This is a genomic window from Paenibacillus sp. E222, from assembly GCF_013401555.1.
In the GTDB taxonomy this organism is placed as follows: Bacteria; Bacillota; Bacilli; order Paenibacillales; family Paenibacillaceae; genus Paenibacillus.
This window is the reverse complement of sequence record NZ_CP058552.1, coordinates 6,022,515-6,041,465: the sequence shown is the minus strand read 5'-3', so window position 1 is coordinate 6,041,465 and position 18,951 is coordinate 6,022,515. Positions and strand designations below refer to the sequence as shown.

Annotated in this window: 18 protein-coding genes; all 18 read left to right on the top strand. The window is 47.0% G+C overall.

What is annotated here, in order from left to right; translation table 11 throughout:
- Positions 1 to 201 precede the first annotated feature (201 nt).
- Positions 202 to 663 carry a ribosome maturation factor RimP gene (gene rimP / locus HW560_RS26760; RefSeq protein ID WP_024630253.1) on the top strand — a complete coding sequence of 154 codons (462 nt, stop codon included), beginning with the start codon at positions 202 to 204 and terminating at the stop codon, positions 661 to 663.
- Positions 664 to 786: 123 nt separating this feature from the next.
- Positions 787 to 1,884, top strand: a complete 1,098-nt coding sequence (gene nusA / locus HW560_RS26755; protein WP_062326087.1) for a transcription termination factor NusA — start codon at positions 787 to 789, stop codon at positions 1,882 to 1,884.
- A 26-nt stretch (positions 1,885 to 1,910) separates the two neighbouring features.
- Positions 1,911 to 2,219, top strand: coding sequence for an RNase P modulator RnpM (gene rnpM / locus HW560_RS26750; protein WP_053783828.1), 309 nt, complete (start codon positions 1,911 to 1,913; stop codon positions 2,217 to 2,219).
- Positions 2,209 to 2,538, top strand: a complete 330-nt coding sequence (locus HW560_RS26745; protein ID WP_090896021.1) for a YlxQ family RNA-binding protein — start codon at positions 2,209 to 2,211, stop codon at positions 2,536 to 2,538. Before rnpM ends, HW560_RS26745 begins: the two co-directional genes overlap by 11 nt.
- Positions 2,531 to 5,113: a translation initiation factor IF-2 gene (gene infB / locus HW560_RS26740; protein WP_090896024.1), complete on the top strand. Its 2,583-nt coding sequence runs from the start codon at positions 2,531 to 2,533 to the stop codon at positions 5,111 to 5,113. The genes HW560_RS26745 and infB overlap by 8 nt, the downstream gene beginning before the upstream one ends.
- 25 nt (positions 5,114 to 5,138) lie before the next feature.
- Positions 5,139 to 5,498: a 30S ribosome-binding factor RbfA gene (gene rbfA / locus HW560_RS26735; RefSeq protein WP_062326091.1), complete on the top strand. Its 360-nt coding sequence runs from the start codon at positions 5,139 to 5,141 to the stop codon at positions 5,496 to 5,498.
- 19 nt (positions 5,499 to 5,517) lie between these two features.
- On the top strand, positions 5,518 to 6,495 hold the full coding sequence (locus tag HW560_RS26730) for a DHH family phosphoesterase (protein WP_090896026.1): 978 nt from the start codon (positions 5,518 to 5,520) through the stop codon (positions 6,493 to 6,495).
- Positions 6,489 to 7,412, top strand: coding sequence for a tRNA pseudouridine(55) synthase TruB (gene truB / locus HW560_RS26725; RefSeq protein WP_090896029.1), 924 nt, complete (start codon positions 6,489 to 6,491; stop codon positions 7,410 to 7,412). The genes HW560_RS26730 and truB overlap by 7 nt, the downstream gene beginning before the upstream one ends.
- A 60-nt stretch (positions 7,413 to 7,472) precedes the next feature.
- Complete coding sequence (locus tag HW560_RS26720) at positions 7,473 to 8,417, top strand: bifunctional riboflavin kinase/FAD synthetase (protein WP_177185673.1); 945 nt, start codon at positions 7,473 to 7,475, stop codon at positions 8,415 to 8,417.
- Between the two features lie 158 nt (positions 8,418 to 8,575).
- Positions 8,576 to 8,845: a 30S ribosomal protein S15 gene (gene rpsO, locus HW560_RS26715; RefSeq protein WP_056700672.1), complete on the top strand. Its 270-nt coding sequence runs from the start codon at positions 8,576 to 8,578 to the stop codon at positions 8,843 to 8,845.
- A gap of 252 nt (positions 8,846 to 9,097) precedes the next feature.
- Complete coding sequence (pnp, locus tag HW560_RS26710) at positions 9,098 to 11,200, top strand: polyribonucleotide nucleotidyltransferase (RefSeq protein WP_090896032.1); 2,103 nt, start codon at positions 9,098 to 9,100, stop codon at positions 11,198 to 11,200.
- Positions 11,201 to 11,422: 222 nt separating this feature from the next.
- Positions 11,423 to 12,418, top strand: coding sequence for a polysaccharide deacetylase family protein (locus tag HW560_RS26705; RefSeq protein ID WP_257031450.1), 996 nt, complete (start codon positions 11,423 to 11,425; stop codon positions 12,416 to 12,418).
- 98 nt (positions 12,419 to 12,516) lie between these two features.
- The gene (locus HW560_RS26700; RefSeq protein WP_090896036.1) at positions 12,517 to 13,800 is read left to right on the top strand and encodes a M16 family metallopeptidase; all 1,284 of its coding nucleotides are present in this window, start codon (positions 12,517 to 12,519) and stop codon (positions 13,798 to 13,800) included.
- Positions 13,760 to 14,206, top strand: coding sequence for a dUTP diphosphatase (gene dut / locus HW560_RS26695; RefSeq protein ID WP_170867769.1), 447 nt, complete (start codon positions 13,760 to 13,762; stop codon positions 14,204 to 14,206). The genes HW560_RS26700 and dut overlap by 41 nt, the downstream gene beginning before the upstream one ends.
- 228 nt (positions 14,207 to 14,434) lie before the next feature.
- Positions 14,435 to 15,334: a dipicolinate synthase subunit DpsA gene (gene dpsA, locus HW560_RS26690; RefSeq protein WP_179265155.1), complete on the top strand. Its 900-nt coding sequence runs from the start codon at positions 14,435 to 14,437 to the stop codon at positions 15,332 to 15,334.
- Positions 15,331 to 15,927: a dipicolinate synthase subunit B gene (locus tag HW560_RS26685; RefSeq protein WP_109999853.1), complete on the top strand. Its 597-nt coding sequence runs from the start codon at positions 15,331 to 15,333 to the stop codon at positions 15,925 to 15,927. Before dpsA ends, HW560_RS26685 begins: the two co-directional genes overlap by 4 nt.
- Before the next feature lie 424 nt (positions 15,928 to 16,351).
- Positions 16,352 to 17,569 carry an aspartate kinase gene (gene dapG, locus HW560_RS26680; RefSeq protein WP_063566369.1) on the top strand — a complete coding sequence of 406 codons (1,218 nt, stop codon included), beginning with the start codon at positions 16,352 to 16,354 and terminating at the stop codon, positions 17,567 to 17,569.
- Between the two features lie 47 nt (positions 17,570 to 17,616).
- Positions 17,617 to 18,498 (top strand): 4-hydroxy-tetrahydrodipicolinate synthase, encoded by an 882-nt coding sequence (gene dapA / locus HW560_RS26675; protein WP_179265154.1) that lies wholly within the window; start codon positions 17,617 to 17,619, stop codon positions 18,496 to 18,498.
- Positions 18,499 to 18,951: the final 453 nt, after the last annotated feature.

Genomic DNA, 18,951 nt, shown 5'->3' with positions numbered 1-18,951 from the left:
TTAGTGGTTAAAATGACAGAGTGATCGCTTACTTGTCACTATTACCAGACTATGTTATAATTTTTGAAGTGAACGAGATAGTACGAATTTCTAAAGAGTGGGGAAACCCACTCTTTAGTCTTTGGTATACAAGAATCTTGGGTAATGAAGAAATTGCCAGTCCATATTTGCTGGTGTAACCTAAGTTGGAGGTTATCGGTTTTGAGCACAACGAACATTAAATCTACCGTGGAAGAAATGATCCAACCCTACTTGAACGAACAAGGCTTCGAGCTGGTTGACATCGAATACGTCAAAGAAGGCAGCAACTGGTTTTTACGGGTGTATGTCGACAAAGAGGGTGGCATCGACATCGACGATTGTGTCTTGATCAGCGAAAAGCTAAGCGCCAAGCTGGATGAGAACGATCCGATTCCAACCATCTATTTCCTTGAAGTGTCTTCTCCCGGTGCGGAGCGTCCACTGAAGAAACCGGAGGACGTTGCCAAATCCGTAGGCAAAAATGTATTTGTTACAACCTACGAGCCGGTAAATGGTATAAAGGAATTTGAAGGCAAGCTGCTTTCCTTTGATAACGGGGAACTTGTGATCGAAGCAGGCAAGAAACAGCATGCCATTCTTTATGACAAGGTTGCGAGTGCGCGCCTGGCCATTCTGTTTTAAGTGCCTTGTTCACTTATTAATGAAAAAAGACACATCTCACGATAACGGCAAGGTGCTCATGAGTTTAGAGCCTTTCGCCGTTTTACGTATGAGATGCCATGTTTGAAAGGGGGATCAACATTCATGAGTATGGATTTTATTGAAGCAATGAATGAATTGGAGCGGGAAAAAGGGATCAGCAAGGATGTGCTGTTTGAAGCGATCGAGGCAGCACTCATCTCCAGCTACAAGCGTAATTTCAACACCGCCCAGAATGTGCGTGTTGACATGAACCGTAATACGGGTGTTATCCGGGTATACGCCCGCAAATTGATCGTAGAAGAAGTTCTGGATTCACGTACCGAAATTTCATTGCCTGCTGCACGAGAGATCAACCCACACTTCCAGCTGGAAGATATTGCGGAGATTGAAGTTACGCCGCGTGATTTCGGACGTATCGCCGCACAGACTGCCAAACAGGTAGTGACCCAGCGGATTCGTGAAGCCGAACGCGGCCTGATCTACAACGCTTTCGTTGATAAGGAAGAAGATATCGTTACGGGAGTGGTGCAGCGTCAGGATTTGCGCAATATCTACATCGATCTGGGCAAAATCGAAGCGGCCTTACCGCTGACCGAATTGATGCCGAACGAGAAGTTTGTTCATGGTGACCGTATTAAAGCGTACATCACCAAGGTCGAGAATACGACCAAAGGGCCGCAAATCATTTTGTCCCGTACCCATCCGGGCTTGTTGAAACGTCTCTTTGAACTGGAAGTACCTGAAATTTTTGACGGTGTGGTCGAGATTCGCTCCGTCGCCCGTGAAGCGGGCTTCCGCTCCAAGATTGCTGTTCATTCCCGCAATGAGGAAGTTGATCCGGTTGGATCATGTGTAGGTCCGAAGGGAATGCGCGTGCAGACCATTGTGGGTGAGCTGCGCGGTGAAAAAATTGACATCGTTCGTTTCTCCGACCAGGTAGACGAATATGTGGCTAATGCACTTAGTCCTTCCAAAGTATTGGAAGTTCAAGTATTCGAGGAAGAAAAGATGGCTCGGGTTATTGTTCCTGACTATCAGCTGTCCCTCGCCATTGGGATCAAAGGCCAAAATGCCCGATTGGCAGCCAAACTGACCGGCTGGAAAATCGACATTAAGAGCGAGAGCCAGGCGGAACAGGAATTCGGCAGAGAGAAAGATTCTTCTTCGGAAATGCACCAAGATTCCGTCTCCGTCGACTAAAGTAAAGCACGGGGGGGCGATAACGTATGAAAACAAAAAAAGTACCGCTGCGCAAATGTGTGGCGTGTCAGGAAATGATGCCCAAAAAGCAGCTGATCCGTATCGTTAAAACGCCAGAGGATGAAGTGCTGATCGATTTGACTGGCAAAAAATCCGGACGTGGTGCTTATTTATGCGGCAAAGAGTCCTGTTTTAAGCTTGCACTCAAAAACCGGTCTTTGGATCGGGCGCTAAAAGGCAAAGTCTCACCGGAAATTTATGAGCAATTGGCAGCTGATTTCGTTGCGGTAGAGGACGAATTCATCGCAGCGCAGGAGCGTGAACATGATGAATAATAAAACATTGTCTTATCTGGGACTCTCCATGCGTGCAGGCAAACTTGTAACAGGTGAAGAAATTGTACTTAAAGCGATCCGTTCTTCCGAAGCTAAAATGGTTATTGTTGCGGGTGACGCCTCGGCCAATACACAAAAGAAATTTCGCGACAAATGTGGGACATATAACGTTCCACTGGTGATCGGATTTGACCGGGATAGTCTGGGCTCAAGTATCGGTAAAGAAACGCGGGTTGTTCTTGCAGTAACGGATCGAGGGTTTGCAAAAATGATCTCCAAGCAAGTCGGTATAATGTCGGAGGTGGAGTATATTGAGTAAACAGGAAAACAAGGATAAATTGCGAGTTTATGAATATGCGAAGTCCCTTAATATGAGTAGTAAAGAAATTATAACCATTCTTAAAAAGCTGGATATTCCCGTAAACAATCATATGAGTGTCATGGAGAATGGTTCAGTCGGTAAGGTGGAACAATTTTTTAAAGATATAAAATCCACTGCCGCTTCCAAACAAAGCAACGAAGCAAAATCCGTTGCTACTTCGTCAGTGCGCAGTGACAAAACAGTGGACAGCAACAAGCCGGCCGGCGGAGTGAACACGCCGAATAGCAGCAAACCATCCGGTAGTCCCGTACAAACAAAAATACAACAGGAAAAGCAGGTAGGTATGAACAATAGACCAAATTCCAACAATAACAATGGCTCCCAAAGACCTAGCGGCCAAGACAGCCGCAACAGAACAAACTCTTCCCAAGGCTCAAGCCAAGGAGGACAATCCAGTAATCGTCCAAGACCAGCTCAAGGTGGACAAAGCAGTACAGCATCCCGTCCTCAAAGTACGGGTCAACGTCCATCGAACACTGGTGGCGGTCAAACAAGAAGCGCAGGACCGAACAGCGGTGGCAACACGGGCACTGGCGGCAACCGTACTGGTGGCCAAGGACAGAGCTCAGGACAAGGCCAACGCAGAGGCGGTCAAGGTAATTCCGGCAATAACAACAATAGCGGCAATCGTTCGAACAGCGGTGGCGGTGGACGTCGTTATGACGACAACCGTGGCGGCAACTTCCGCGGTAATCGTGGTGGCAAGAACAATCGCAACAGAAATCAACAACAGTATCAACAACGTGAGAAAATCGATAACACACCTAAGAAAATCATCGTACGTGGTGATATGACTGTTGGTGAAACAGCGAAGCTGCTTCATAAAGATGCTTCCGAAGTTATCAAAAAACTCATCGCAATGGGTGTTATGGCAACGATTAACCAAGAGCTTGATATCGAAACAATCCTGCTGCTTGCTGGAGAGTTCGGTGTTGAGGTTGAAGTGAAAATTGTCCTTGAAGATGACCGCTTCGAAACTCTGGAAGAGAATGATGATCCTGCAGATTTGCAATCTCGTCCACCGGTAGTTACGATCATGGGTCACGTTGACCATGGTAAAACAACATTGCTTGATGCGATTCGTTCAACGAATGTAACGGGCGGAGAAGCAGGCGGTATCACGCAGCATATCGGTGCTTATCAAGTTGAAATTAACAACAAAAAAATTACGTTCCTGGATACACCGGGTCACGAAGCGTTTACCGCTATGCGTGCACGTGGAGCACAGGTTACGGATATTACCATTATTGTTGTAGCTGCAGATGATGGTGTTATGCCACAAACCGTTGAGGCGATTAACCATGCCAAAGCGGCTGGACTGCCAATTATCGTAGCTGTCAACAAAATTGATAAGCCGGGTGCAGATGCAGATAAAGTAAAACAAGAATTGACTAACTATGAACTCGTTCCGGAAGAGTGGGGCGGCGACACCATCTTTGTTAACGTTTCGGCGAAACAAAGAATTGGTCTGGAAGGTCTGCTTGAAATGATCCTGCTCGTTGCAGAAGTGAACGAGTACAAAGCGAACCCGGACAAACGTGCCCGTGGTACAGTGATCGAAGCCGAGCTGGATAAAGGACGTGGCCCAGTTGCCCGTATTCTTGTACAGCACGGTACACTGAAAGTCGGAGATGCTTTTGTTGCAGGTAACTGTTTCGGTCGCGTACGTGCGATGGTGAATGACAAAGGTCGCCGTTTAAAAGAAGCTGGACCTTCAACACCTGTAGAAATTACCGGTCTGACTGAAGTTCCAGGTGCGGGAGATCCATTCATGGTGTTCGAGGATGAGCGTAAAGCGCGTTCTATCGCCGACAAACGTGCCATTACACAACGTGAATCCGATCTGGGTACAAACACACGTGTGACATTGGACGATTTGTTCCAACACATCAAAGACGGTGAAATCAAAGACCTGAACGTTATCATCAAAGGTGACGTACAAGGTTCGGTTGAAGCATTGAAAGGTTCCCTTGCGAAGATCGAAGTTGAAGGTGTACGCGTGAAAATCATTCATAGCGGCGCTGGTGCGATCACAGAGTCCGACATCATTTTGGCTGCAGCATCCAATGCCATCGTGATTGGTTTCAACGTTCGTCCTGATAATCAGGCGAAAGCGACGGCAGATCAAGAGCAAGTAGACATTCGTCTGCATCGCGTGATCTACAGCGTTATCGAAGAAATTGAACAAGCGATGAAAGGTATGCTTGATCCGATTTACAAAGAAAAAGTAATCGGTCATGCTGAAGTTCGTAGCACGTTCTCCATCAGTAAAGTCGGCACCATTGCTGGATGTATGGTTACCTCTGGTAAAATTACGCGTTCCGCGGAAGCACGCCTGATTCGTGATGGAATCGTCCTTTACGAAGGCAAGCTGGATTCCCTGAAACGTTACAAAGATGATGCCAAAGAAGTAGCTCAAGGCTATGAGTGTGGTATCACGCTGGATAAATACAATGATCTCAAAGAAGGCGACGTTATCGAAGCCTTCATTATGGAGACAGTACAACGATAAGCAAGGAAGCATGAGGTGAACAACAATGGCTAAGATTCGTACAGGTAGAGTGGGCGAGCAGATTAAGAAAGAATTAAGTCTGCTCATCCAGTCTGAACTGAAAGATCCTCGTATCGGCTTTATTACCGTAACGGGAGTCGAAGTTACAGGCGACTTGTCGCAAGCCAAGGTTTATCTGAGTGTCTTCGGTGAACAGGAACAAAAGGATAACTCGCTTAAAGCGTTGGCAAAAGCAAATGGATTTTTGCGTTCGGAACTGGGCAAGCGTATCCGTTTTCGACATGTTCCCGAGTTGATATTCAAGATTGACGAATCTATTGCATATGGCAGCCGAATTGAGAAGCTGCTTGGTGATATCGGTACCGACAAGAACGAATCCGAGTAACAGCATAAAGGAGACGGCAATGCACACTTATGAACAGGCGCTTCAGGACGGAAAGCAATTTCTGCTGGAGCATGATGATTACCTGGTCGTGTCGCATGTACAGCCGGACGGTGACGCAGTCAGCTCGACGGTAACGGTGGGCTGGCTGCTGTCATGTCTGGGCAAGACATTCACGATGATTAATGAAGGTGAAATTCCACAGCGCATGAATTTTTTGTGGGAAGCTGGCAAGATTGTGAACATGACCGAACAACCACCGGAACGGAAATATAAAGCGATAATCTGTGTGGATTGTGCAGACTTTTCCAGAGTAGGCCTGACTCGACATTATTTCGCAGAAGATGCTGTCATTTTAAATATTGATCATCATCCAACCAATGACGCGTATGGTACAGTAAACATCATTAAGCCAGATGCCGCAGCAACAGCTGAAATTCTATTTGATTTCCTCAACCTTTTCCCAGTGAAATGGAATAAGGATGTGGCTACAGCAGTCTATACGGGGTTGCTAACAGACACAGGTGGATTCCGCTATGCCAATACGAGTCCTAATGTGATGACCACCGCATCCAAATTGCTTGAACATGGTGTGGACGGACCTTATCTTGCACAGATTTTGCTTGAACAGGTTACGCTTCCCCAAGTCCGTATATTGAATCAGGCACTTTCAAGTCTGCAAATGACTGACGATGGCAGGATTGCTTGGGTAGTCATTACACCAGAAGATATGATCGCTTGTGGAGCGGCCAATGAAGATCTTGAAGGGGTAGTCAATTACCCGCGTAACATTCAAGGTGTGGAAGTGGGCATCTTTTTTAAAGTGATCAATGACAATGCGGTGAAAGTATCTCTTCGGTCTGCTGGCAAGGTTGATGTGGCCGCGCTTGCACAGAACTTTGGTGGAGGCGGACATGTTCTCGCAGCTGGATGTCGCGTAGAAGGCAAGTTGGAAGATATCGTCACACTCGTGCTGAAGCAGGTGAATACTCAATGGTAAAACCATTCGAAGGTATACTTCCGGTGTACAAACCAGCGGGATTTACTTCTCATGATGTTGTGGCCAAAATGCGTCGCATTCTCAAAATGAAACGTATTGGTCATACCGGTACATTGGACCCGCAAGTTACTGGCGTACTTCCGCTCTGTCTTGGACGGGCAACCCGTGTGGTGGAGTACATGCAGGAGCTTCCCAAGGAATACCTGGCAACGCTACGTCTGGGTCTGTCTACAGACACGGAGGATATGACGGGTGAGGTTATTGAGCGGTCGGAGAAGGCCGTTGAAGTGACAGAGGAACAGGTTCAGCAGGTGCTTGAGCAATTCGTAGGCACTATCTCACAGGTTCCGCCTATGTATTCTGCGGTCAAAGTGGATGGGAAACGCCTCTACGAGCTTGCTCGTGAAGGCAAGACGGTAGAGCGCAAGAGCCGTGAAGTTACGATCTATGAGCTCGAATTGACAGGAATTGAAAATCAAGGCGACACTACGGATATATCGTTCCGCGCTTTATGTTCCAAAGGGACATATATTCGAACGTTATGCGTGGATATCGGCAAAAAATTGGGATATCCGTCTACTATGCTACACCTGGAGCGCACGATATCGGCAGGGATTTCTGCTGATCATTGCCTTCATTTTGAAGAAGTGGAACAACGTATGACTGATGGAACATTAGCCGAAGTGTTGATTCCGGTTGATGAAGCCATTTCGTCCATTCCGGCACATACGGTGGGTGCGGATCAAGCCAAAGGAGCACTTCAGGGCCAGAAATTGTCGGCGCGTTTGCTCGAACCGCCTGCAGAGCAACCTGGTCTACTGCGGTTATATGATCAGGATGGAACGTTTCTGGGGATATTTGAGCGGGATGAATTGAAAGCAACGGTGAGAGCTGTTAAAGTCTTTTTACCGGAATAAAGAGGTTTCTGGTTTGAGTGGTGGTACTCAAGCCTGGCCTATCAAGTGAAATGCAGGTGAATGATTGTGAAAACCGTAATGCTAACCTATCCGCAGACGTTACAATCGGCTGTTCAGGGCACACATCCCCAAGTGCTTGCGATCGGTCAATTTGACGGGCTGCATCTCGGACATGCAAGTGTCATTTTGTCAGCTGTCCGCATTGCACGCGAAACGGGCATGCAGGCAGCGGTGATGACCTTTCATCCTCATCCGAAGGAAGTTATGCGCAAAGGGGATTACGAGGGTTATCTAACTCCCTTGAGAGATAAAGAAGACATCCTGGCAGGGATGGGTGTAGACGTACTTTATGTGGTTGAATTCAATGAGGAGTTCTCAAAATTGACGCCGCAGCAGTTTGCACATGATCTGCTGCTTCCGCTTCAGACTCGAACAGCGGTCGTTGGTTTTGACTTCCGCTTCGGTCACAAGGGAGCAGGGGATGAGCAGCTTCTTCGCACATTGGGAGAAGGCGAAATGACGGTGGAAACTGTACCTCCATTCCTGTTAAATGGTGAGAAGGTAAGCAGTTCTCTCATTCGTGGCCTATTGAAACGTGGAGAAATGGACGAAGCCAGCCAATGGCTCGGCCGACCTTACAGCATCAGGGGAATTGTAATTCATGGAGAGAAACGTGGGCGGACCATTGGTTTTCCTACCGCTAACCTTGAACTTACGGATCATTATGTTACGCCAGCGAAAGGCGTTTACGCTGTTCGTGTGCAGTATGGGGAGCAGGAACTGCGTGGCGTTATGAACCTTGGTGTGAAACCTACCTTTCACGAAAACGGGATGAAACCTACGTTTGAGGTGCACTTGCTTGATTTTGATGGGCAGATATATGACCAGGAATTAAAGGTTGATCTCGTTCACTACATTCGTGCAGAGCGAAAATTTGACTCTATTGATGCTTTGATCAGTCAGATTCGTGAAGATGCATTAACCGCCGCCCGCCTGTTAACCTAAGGCTCAGGACAAAATACATGTTTACATTTACTTTGTCTGGGCAACTATGATATAATGTACTACGTTGTCGATTGAGACAACAATAACCTTGGCTTGGTTACTTGCTCTCACCGGCGGTGACGAGGCTAATGGCGATTATAATGAAGGAGGTGAATAGGATGGCATTGACTCAAGAACGTAAACAACAACTGATCGACGAGCACAAAACTCATGAGTCCGATACTGGATCACCTGAGGTGCAAGTTGCTATCCTTACGGAAAACATCAGAAGTTTGACAGACCACTTGCGTACGCATAAGAAAGACCACCACTCACGTCGTGGACTTTTGAAAATGGTAGGTCAACGTCGTAAGCTTTTGGCTTACGTGAAAAACAAAGATGTTAAACGTTACAGCGCACTGATCGAAAAACTCGGATTGCGTCGTTAATTATCGTACATGTTTTCAAAATCAACCTGGCTGTTATCCGTCATTCCTTTGTCTAAAAGGACAAGCGGAGCTTACAGCCGGGTTGTTTTGTAGATGAACATGTTGCCATATATTTGTAGCTGATGGCTCCGCAAGGAGCTTTTGTTTTGCAAGTGAGCATGTTGCTGTGGAGTTAATGAATACAGGACAAGCAGGAAATACTGTGAAAATGCAGAATCCATTGTGTTAGGAACGAATAAAAGGAGGGATTTCATGGAACAGCGTGTTGAAATGCAGCTTGGTGGAAGAACGCTTACGCTTGAAACAGGGCGTTTGGCCAAGCAGGCTAATGCTGCCGTTAAGGTAACGTACGGGGATACCGTTGTATTGTGTACCGTGACAGCATCAAGTGAGCCTAAAGATCTGGACTTTTTCCCATTAACGGTAAACTATGAAGAAAGATTGTATGCCGTAGGTAAAATCCCAGGTGGATTTATTAAACGTGAAGGCAGACCAAGTGAGAAAGCAATTCTTTCGAGCCGTTTGACAGACCGTCCAATCCGTCCTTTGTTCCCGGAAGGTTTCCGGAATGATGTACAAGTACTTAATATCGTTATGAGTGTGGATCAGGACTGCGAACCGCAAATTGCTGCCATGATCGGTACATCGGCTGCACTGAGCATTTCGGATGTTCCATTTAGCGGACCGATTGGTGGCGTGAAAGTTGGACGTATTAATGGTGAGTTCATCATTAACCCAACGATTGCACAGCTTGAGGTAAGTGAGATTGAACTGGTTGTTGCAGGAACCAAAGATGCCATCATGATGGTTGAAGCGGAAGCGAACGAAGTTCCGGAAGAAATCATGCTTGAAGCAATCATGTTCGGACATGACGAGATCAAGAACATTGTTGCAGTCATTGAACAACTCGTACAAGTGGCTGGTAAAGAAAAAATGGCTGTGAAATTGCATGCCGTTAATGCTGAAGTGAACAGCAGTGTACGTGAGTTCGCCAGTGCTCGTCTGGTTGAAGCGGTTAAAATTGCTGAGAAACATGCGCGTCAGGATGCAATCGATGCCGTGAATGACGAAACCGTTGCTCACTTCGAAGAGAAGTATATTGAGACTCCAGAACTGCTCAAAGATGTGAAAGAAGTGCTGCACGATATCGTTAAAGAAGAAGTGCGTCGTCTTATCACACATGATAAAGTTCGTCCGGATGGACGTGGACTCGCTGAGATCCGTCCAATTGAATGTGATACTTCCCTGCTGCCACGTACTCACGGTTCAGGTCTGTTCACTCGTGGACAAACACAGGCGCTCAGCGTTTGTACTCTTGGTGCACTGGGTGATGTTCAGATTTTGGACGGAATCAGTCTTGAAGAAACGAAACGTTTCATGCATCACTACAACTTCCCACCGTTCAGCGTAGGTGAAGCTCGTCCATTGCGTGCTCCAGGTCGTCGCGAAATCGGACATGGTGCTCTGGGTGAGCGTGCTCTTTCCAAAGTAATTCCTTCCGAAACAGACTTCCCATACACGATTCGTCTGGTATCCGAAGTATTGGAATCGAACGGTTCAACTTCCCAGGCAAGTATCTGTGCCAGCACATTGGCTATGATGGATGCAGGTGTACCAATTAAAGCTCCAGTAGCTGGTGTAGCTATGGGTCTGATTAAAGACGGAGATCATGTATCCATCCTGAGCGATATTCAAGGTATGGAAGATCACCTCGGTGACATGGACTTCAAAGTAGCAGGAACACCTGATGGTGTAACAGCTATTCAAATGGACATCAAAATTGATGGTATTGATCGTCAAATTTTGTCCGAAGCATTGGCTCAAGCCAAAGAAGGTCGTATGCACATCTTGAGCAAAATGACCGAAGTGATGAAAACTCCACGTGAGCAGTTGTCACAATATGCGCCTAAAATTACAACCATGCATATCAATCCGGACAAAATCCGTGATGTTATCGGTGCAGGTGGTAAAATTATCAACAAAATCATCGAGGAAACCGGTGTTAAAATTGATATTGAACAGGATGGACGTGTCTTTATCGCCTCTTCAAACCAAGAGATGAATGATAAAGCCAAATCGATCATCGAGGGCATTGTGCGTGAAGTACTGGTCGGCGAGATCTATGTAGGTAAAGTAAAACGTGTTGAGAAGTTTGGTGCTTTCGTTGAGGTGCTGCCGAACAAAGAAGGTCTGGTACACATCTCACAATTGTCTACAGAGCGTGTTGCTAAAGTGGAGGATGTTGTTGCCATTGGTGATTCCATTACGGTAAAAGTAACGGAAATTGACCCTCAAGGCCGTATCAACTTGTCCCGCAAAGCCGTATTAACTGCTGAAGCTCCGGCTCAATCATAGAATGCGTGCCAACTTTTTTATGAAAAGATAGATTGAATGAAGAGACAGAATGTGAATTTCTGGCTCTTTTTTTAACGTTTAAATACGTATATATAATGGGTTGACTACAGATAAAGCCAATGAATCCAGCTTTGAAGATAGTTAACATGAACAGCTTGTTTTATTCATATTCTTGCTCTTGTCCTCATATGATGGGGACAAAGACGGCGGGAGGATGGAGCTGTGGGAAACCAATCCAAAAAGCTGGCGGCTGTTCTGGTGGGTATGGCAGCTGTCATACTGATCGGACAAGTGGGCAGTGTACGTACATACATTACGGAAATCCGTGATGGACCAGGCACGCAAAATGCTTTTGATATGTTCAAAGAGGCAACCGGAGAAGAGCAGCTGTTGTCGGCGATCCGGGATAAAGCGGCCGAAACGAAAATCGCTCCGGTAAATGCCAGAGTGGATCGGGTCTGGAAAGCAATACCCGGGTATAACGGACTAGAGATTGATGTGGAAGCTACGTATCGCAAAGCACTTGGTGGAACGCTGAATACCAAGATAGCGTATGTCTATCGGCAGACTGTACCTGAAATCCAGCTTAAGGATTTGGGTGCACACCCGATTTACCGGGGAAATGCAGAGAAACCAATGGTGTCTTTCATGATTAATGTTGCGTGGGGCAATGAATTCATTATCCCGATGCTAGATACGCTGGATGCCGAAAAAGTTAAAGCTACTTTTTTTCTGGATGGAAGCTGGTTGAGCAAAAATGAGGAACTGGCCAAGGAAATCCAAAAGCGTGGACATGAGTTATCAAATCATGCTTACTCACATCCGAATATGAGTCAGTTGAGTAAGGAGCGGGCGAAGCTGGAAATCAGTAAAACCCAGGACCTGCTCAAAGAAAAGCTGGGTGTAGAGAACCACTGGTTTGCTCCACCTTCCGGTGATTTTAATCAACAGACGGTTGACATTGCTTCCGGCATGGGACTACAAACGGTGCTTTGGACATTGGATACCGTAGATTGGCGCAAACCAAGTTCTGATTCGGTTGTAGCCAAAATTGCCAAAAACGTAGAAGCCGGTACATTAATTCTGATGCACCCCACGGCTGCCTCTTCAGGAGCTTTAAAAGGAATGATTGATTCCATACGGGCCAAGGGTTTGACGCTTGGAACCGTTAGCGAAACGTTGTCATCGGAGCGGGTGCAGGGTTCAGCGGTTGAGTGAATGATGTTTTTTTGTTACTATCAAACAGTTGGAACCAAATGTCGATTTCAACTTGACGTTGAAATCCAGGCAATTATAGAGATGTAGGAGGGCCAACCGTGAAAAAAATTCAGCTGGGCAATGGCCTCAGAGTTGTCATGGAACAGATTCCGACCTGTCGTTCCGTGTCATTTGGAATATGGGTCAAGACAGGTTCTCGCAATGAGCAGCCTGTAAACAACGGCGTGTCCCATTTTATTGAGCACATGCTGTTCAAGGGAACGGATCGTTATGATGCCAAGGCGATTGCGGAGCAATTCGATGCCATTGGTGGTAACGTGAATGCGTTCACTTCGAAAGAATACACTTGTTATTACGCCAAAGTATTGGATGAACATCTGCCAATAGCTGTCGATGTGCTGTCTGATATGTTTTTCCGCTCTAAAATGGATGATGGTGAACTGCTCAAGGAGAAAAATGTCATTCTGGAAGAAATATCGATGTATGAGGATACGCCGGATGACATGGTCCATGATCTTATGGCCTTGGCCGCCTATGGCGAGCATCCGCTCGCTTATCCGATTCTAGGTACTGAGGAGCGTCTCAAGGCGATGGACTCCAGTCATCTGCGTGCATATATGAAGGAGCACTACACGATTGAGAATACCGTTATTAGTATTGCAGGTAACATTGATGACAGTGTGATCGATTTGATGGAAAAGCATTTTGGTGCTTTTGATGTCAACGGTGTAGCTGAACAGGTCACGCTGCCTGCATTCCAGAGCGGACAACTCTTTCACAAAAAGAAAACGGAACAGAATCATATCTGTATCTCGTTCCCAGGATGTAAGATCGGAGATCCGCTTCAGTTCGCGATGGTCGTGCTGAATAATGCGATTGGTGGAGGTATGAGCTCCAGACTGTTCCAGGAAATTCGGGAGAAACGTGGCCTTGCTTATTCCGTTTATTCGTATCATAGTTCCCATGCGGATAGTGGACTTTTCACCATCTATGCAGGTACAGCGCCGAAACAGACGAAGGAAGTTCTGGATCTGACCAAAGAGGTCCTGCACGATCTGGCTGTAAATGGGTTGTCTGAAGATGAGCTGCGTAAAGGAAAAGAACAGCTGAAAGGCAGTCTGATCCTCAGTTTGGAAAGTACGGGAAGCCGGATGAACCGTTTGGGCAAAAACGAGCTGATGCTGGGCAGACATCACACGCTGGACGAAATGATTGCCAAAATTGAAGAAGTGACGATGGACGATGTCGATGCTGTGCTGGACCTGATGTTTGCTGAGCCATTTGCTCTCGCTATGGTCGGTGCTTCGGATCGTACCATCGCTGGATTAAGAAGGGATGATTTTGTTGCATTACGTTCAAATTCAAAAGTTACCGGGCAATGAAGATATTAAGTTGCCTCAAAAAATGTCAGAGTTGGCCTCCGGCTTTGATGTAGTTGCGGCATTGCAGGAAGAGGTTGTATTGCAGCCGGGACAGCGTACGTTGATTCCTACGGGACTCGCGATGGCGATGCCCGCTGGATTGGAGGCACAGGTTCGCCCTCGCAGCGGTCTGGCTTTCAAACACGGAATTACTTGTCTGAACACACCAGGTACCATTGATGCCGATTATCGCGGTGAGGTTAAGGTCCTTTTGATTAATCTGGGTCAGGAGCCATTCACGATTGTACGTGGGGAGCGCATTGCCCAAATCGTCTTTCAAACCGTTCCAGCAGTTGAATTAACCGAGGTCGCTGAACTGTCGGAAACTGTACGTGGAGAAGGCGGATTCGGTCACACCGGAAAATAAAGGTTCTGAAACTACACTGTAAATAAGGAGCATCTTCAGCAATAAGAGCTTCACAGTTTAATTTACTGAGCATGTTCTCGAAGAGTCGTCCCCACGGGGGAGGCTCTTTTTCTTTTGTTTGAACGATAGAACCAATGTTTCTTTGCCTGCTTCAATTTTATTGTTTCACCCCCCTGTGGGCCACTGCATACGATAAGGCATACATGTGGTGAAAGGAGTGACGTCCCGATGCTGACCGGTGTCCGGATTATAGTCCTGGGCGGAGATGCGCGGCAGCTTGAAGTCATTCAAAAATGCGCAGAGCTGGATGCTACGGTAAGTGTGGTGGGCTTCGACAAGCTGGAGCGTTCCATTCCGGGTATCGAACACCAGGAATTGGAGGACGATGTACTTGCTTCGGCGGATGTGCTGGTGCTTCCTGTGGTCGGGTGTGATGATCAGGGGAAAGTGAGCACTTCGTTCAGTGATACACCGCTTTTTTTGAAAAAGGAACATGTTTCGGCATTGCCGGAGCATTGTATTGTGTTCACGGGTATGGCGAAGCCTTTTTTACGTGATTTGTGCCGGGAAAATGGTCTGCGACTTGTTGAAGTGCTCGATCGTGATGATATCGCGCTCTACAACTCCATTCCGACAGCCGAAGGCGCTATTGCCATGGCGATTCGGGAGACGGACTTCACGATCCACGGCTCGGAATGTATTGTGCTTGGCTTGGGTCGAACAGGTTTCACAATGGCCAAAACGCTTCAGGGACTTGGGGCAAATGTACGGGTGGGAATCAGGCAAGAAGAGGATGCTGCTCGAGCAGCCATAATGGGCTGGAAGCCTTTCATGACAACGGATTTGGTCGCTCAAACCGGGGAAGTTGACTTGCTTTTTAATACGATACCGACTATGATAATCACAGCACAAATCCTGTCCAAAATGCCGCAAAAAGCAGTCATTATCGACCTCGCATCCGCTCCTGGCGGCTGTGATTTCAGGTATGCCGAAAAGCGCGGTATCAAAGCGCTACTTGCGCCTGGCCTCCCCGGCATTGTTGCTCCCAAAACGGCTGGCGGCATTATTGCCGACGTGTTAATCCGTTTGCTTTTGGAAGAACAAAACGCACGGGAGGTTGAACAATGAACTGGCAGGGAAAAACGGTAGGTTACGCAATTACAGGTTCTCATTGTACGTTTGAAGAGGTTATGCCGGTGATTAGCCGCTTCGTGGCCGAAGGTGCCAATGTTGTCCCGATTATATCCAATTCGGTTCTGACTACGGATACACGCTTTGGGACCGCGCAAAATTGGCAAAAACAGTTGAAAGATATAACGGGGAATGATATCATTTCTACAATTGTTGAGGCAGAGCCGTTAGGCCCTTCCAAGCTGCTCGATGTGCTCGTCATTGCTCCATGCACAGGGAATACGACGAGCAAGCTGGCTAACGCGATGACGGACAGTCCGGTTTTAATGGCAGCCAAAGCTCAGATGCGAAATCAGCGTCCGCTGGTACTCGCCATTTCCACCAATGACGGTCTTGGGTTGAATGCTGCGAACATCGCCAAATTGCTTGTGGCCAAATATGTGTATTTTGTGCCATTTGGGCAGGATGATCCGGTGAAAAAACCGAATTCGTTAGTGGCCAAAATGGAGCTGATTCCGGAGGCATGCTGGAGTGCGCTTGAAGGCAAACAGTTGCAGCCAATGATTGTGCAGCGTTCTGCACAGGCTTGATATTTATTGGGTCCGCCGTAACATCTGTTTGTATTCAGACAGGGTTCTGAACAGACTTAGTTTCGGGGATAACGGTTATACGCTTGAAGAAATGAAGATGGTTCGAGAGACAAAGAAAATCATGAGGGACGTTATGCTGGCATAAACAGCTACCTGTGTCCACGTTCCTTTCATTAAAAGGGAATTCCTGCTTGCAATGATGAAGTCAGGCAAGCGGGATCAGTGCACGGGGAACGTGTGCGTCATGATCTCGATAACAACCGCGGCCTTCATCCGGGATTGTTTCCAACAATCTTTGATGAGGAGCGGCATGAAATGCCGTATAAATAGCTGAAATTATCGCATCGGAACGCTCCCTAGGGTGATCCATTTGTTGATTTGACCTGTGTCCAGTCTTCTTGCGTACACAAATGGAGGAATAAAGATGCGCATCATGGTACAGAAATTCGGAGGTACGTCTCTCTCTACCGTTCAGGCGAGAGAGCATGTGCTCCGTCATGTTAAACGTGAACTTGAAGCAGGATTGAGTCTGGTTATCGTTGTGTCAGCGATGGGCCGCCGCGGCGAGCCTTATGCTACGGATACGTTACTGGACTGGGCTGCACAGAACGGAAATGCACTATCTGCACGCGAAAAGGATTTACTGCTGTGCTGTGGTGAAATTATATCTGCGACGACTTTGAGCAGTCTACTTGAACATGAAGGCATTCCAACTACAGTGCTGACCGGTGCACAAGCAGGTTTTGTGACGGACGACAATTTCGGGAATGCCCGAATTTTGGATGTCCGTCCTGTTCGTGTGCTGGAGCAGCTTCAGAGTGGGCGTGTTGTCATTGTCACAGGATTCCAGGGGCAGACCGAGAACGGGGACTTTACAACGCTTGGTCGTGGAGGAAGCGATACGTCAGCTACAGCACTTGGTGCAGCATTACACGCTGAGATGGTTGACATATACACGGATGTAAATGGGATATTGACAGCAGATCCACGTATCGTGGAGGACGCTCGTCCTTTGACTGTTGTAAGTTATGCCGAGATATGTAATATGGCCCATCAAGGAGCCAAGGTAATTCACCCGCGTGCAGTCGAGATTGCCATGCAATCCCAGATTCCAGTGCGTGTCCGGTCTACCTTTGCAGATAGTGAAGGGACGCTGGTTACGCATCCAGAAGGATTCCAGGATGTGCAGACAGGCATTGTCGACCGATATGTAACAGGGATTGCCTATGTAAGTAATGTTACGCAAATAACGGTAGAAGTGCCGGGCGGTGCAGATCGCTTGCAGCTGAAAGTGTTCAAAACGATGGCTGAAAATTCGATTAGCGTCGATTTTATTAATGTTACCCCCCTGGGAGTTGTCTATACCGTTTTTGATAGTGATTCCGAGAAAGCCATTCAGGTATTGCAGGAGATTGGTCTTAAACCGCAAAGTCTTTCCGGCTGTGCCAAAGTTTCCGTCATCGGCGGAGGGATCAACGGAGTGCCAGGCATTATGGCACGGATCGTGGAATCCTTGACACTGGCGGATATTCAGATCCTGCAATCTGCAGATTCCAATACAACGATTTGGGTACTTGTGAAAAAAGAAGATATGGTTCAAGCTCTGAGGGCGCTTCATGCCTCATTCGAACTTCACTTGTAGTACTTTGAAGTCAGCGGAGCCGGGCCTGTTTTGAAGGAGGAATCGAATTGGACTTTGGAAGATTGATTACAGCAATGGTCACTCCGTTTAACGAACAAGGGGAGATCCATTGGGAGGAAACTGCACGTCTGATAGACTATTTGATTGAAGATCAAAAGTCAGAGACGCTCGTTATTTCTGGAACAACTGGAGAATCTCCCACGCTTAGCGACAAAGAAAAAGTAGAGCTATTCGAATTCGCAGTAAAACATGCGGCTGGACGGTGCAAAATCATTGCTGGAACGGGTAGCAATAACACCGCTCATTCCATCCATCTGACTCAGGACGCTGAACGTGCTGGTGTAGATGGCGTTTTGCTGGTTGTTCCTTATTACAACAAACCCAGTCAAGAGGGAATGTTTAGACACTTTGAAGCGATTGCGAACGCGACGAAACTGCCAGTTATGTTGTATAACGTTCCTGGACGTACGGCAGCCAGTCTTTCAGCTGCAACAACGCTTCGTTTGGCACAGATTCCTAACATTGTTGCTACGAAGGAATGTGTTTCTTTGGAGCAAGTCACGCAGATTGCTGCTGGTGCACCGGGACATTTCAGGGTGTATTCCGGTGACGATGCTTCTGGTTTGCCAGCGATTGCTGTAGGTGCTTACGGGATCGTTAGTGTTGCCAGCCATGTGGTAGGCGCTGAGATGAAAGAAATGATTGATGCCTACTTCGGTGGTGCACCTGTACAGGCGGCTCAGATCCATCAGAAGCTCTTTCCGGTGTTTAAAGGTCTGTTCGAGTGCCCGCAGCCTTTACCGAACCCTGTAGCGGTGAAATACGCTCTCACATTGCGCGGTCTGAATGTCGGATCTGTACGCCTACCGCTTATAGCTGCAACAGAGGATGAGCAAGGTTTTATTCGTGGCTTGTTTAATTATCAATAATACGTTATTAAACGGGTTTGTGAATTTTTTATAAACCCATAGAAATTGCAGAAGAACCGCTCCTCGTTGAAGAGGAGGCGGTTCTTTTTTTTGACGATGATTGTTAGGTTTCTTTTCACAACTGGAGGCAAACGTAGAGGTTCACGAGAGAGTGACTTGTTTTTTTTGTTTTTAATCATGTATAATGATGTCAAGTGACTGGGTGCGGTATTTTTTTGAAATTGAAAGCGACATCGTTTCTCGGTGTAGCTTTGTGGTGAAAAAGGAAGGAACGGCTAAGGAGGATCATTTCAAAATCCATCTTGTTGGTGAAGGGGAATAACTTCGAAGAACTTCTTCCAAATATCGTGAATAAAGGTGCTCTTTTGCATTCATCCCTATTTACGGGCATGGGTGTGATGGACTGCTTTTCTTAACTTACAATAAAATAATAAGGTACGACGTCCAACTACC

Excerpts from the sequence above, each read along its gene's own strand:
- truB (WP_090896029.1), top strand. The coding sequence starts at position 6,489 with ATGGTAAAACCATTCGAAGGTATACTTCCGGTGTACAAACCAGCGGGA.
- dpsA (WP_179265155.1), top strand. The coding sequence starts at position 14,435 with ATGCTGACCGGTGTCCGGATTATAGTCCTGGGCGGAGATGCGCGGCAG.
- HW560_RS26720 (WP_177185673.1), top strand. The coding sequence starts at position 7,473 with ATGATTGTGAAAACCGTAATGCTAACCTATCCGCAGACGTTACAATCG.
- pnp (WP_090896032.1), top strand. The coding sequence starts at position 9,098 with ATGGAACAGCGTGTTGAAATGCAGCTTGGTGGAAGAACGCTTACGCTT.
- dapG (WP_063566369.1), top strand. The coding sequence starts at position 16,352 with ATGCGCATCATGGTACAGAAATTCGGAGGTACGTCTCTCTCTACCGTT.
- HW560_RS26745 (WP_090896021.1), top strand. The coding sequence starts at position 2,209 with ATGATGAATAATAAAACATTGTCTTATCTGGGACTCTCCATGCGTGCA.
- rpsO (WP_056700672.1), top strand. The coding sequence starts at position 8,576 with ATGGCATTGACTCAAGAACGTAAACAACAACTGATCGACGAGCACAAA.
- rnpM (WP_053783828.1), top strand. The coding sequence starts at position 1,911 with ATGAAAACAAAAAAAGTACCGCTGCGCAAATGTGTGGCGTGTCAGGAA.
- rbfA (WP_062326091.1), top strand. The coding sequence starts at position 5,139 with ATGGCTAAGATTCGTACAGGTAGAGTGGGCGAGCAGATTAAGAAAGAA.
- nusA (WP_062326087.1), top strand. The coding sequence starts at position 787 with ATGAGTATGGATTTTATTGAAGCAATGAATGAATTGGAGCGGGAAAAA.
- HW560_RS26685 (WP_109999853.1), top strand. The coding sequence starts at position 15,331 with ATGAACTGGCAGGGAAAAACGGTAGGTTACGCAATTACAGGTTCTCAT.
- HW560_RS26730 (WP_090896026.1), top strand. The coding sequence starts at position 5,518 with ATGCACACTTATGAACAGGCGCTTCAGGACGGAAAGCAATTTCTGCTG.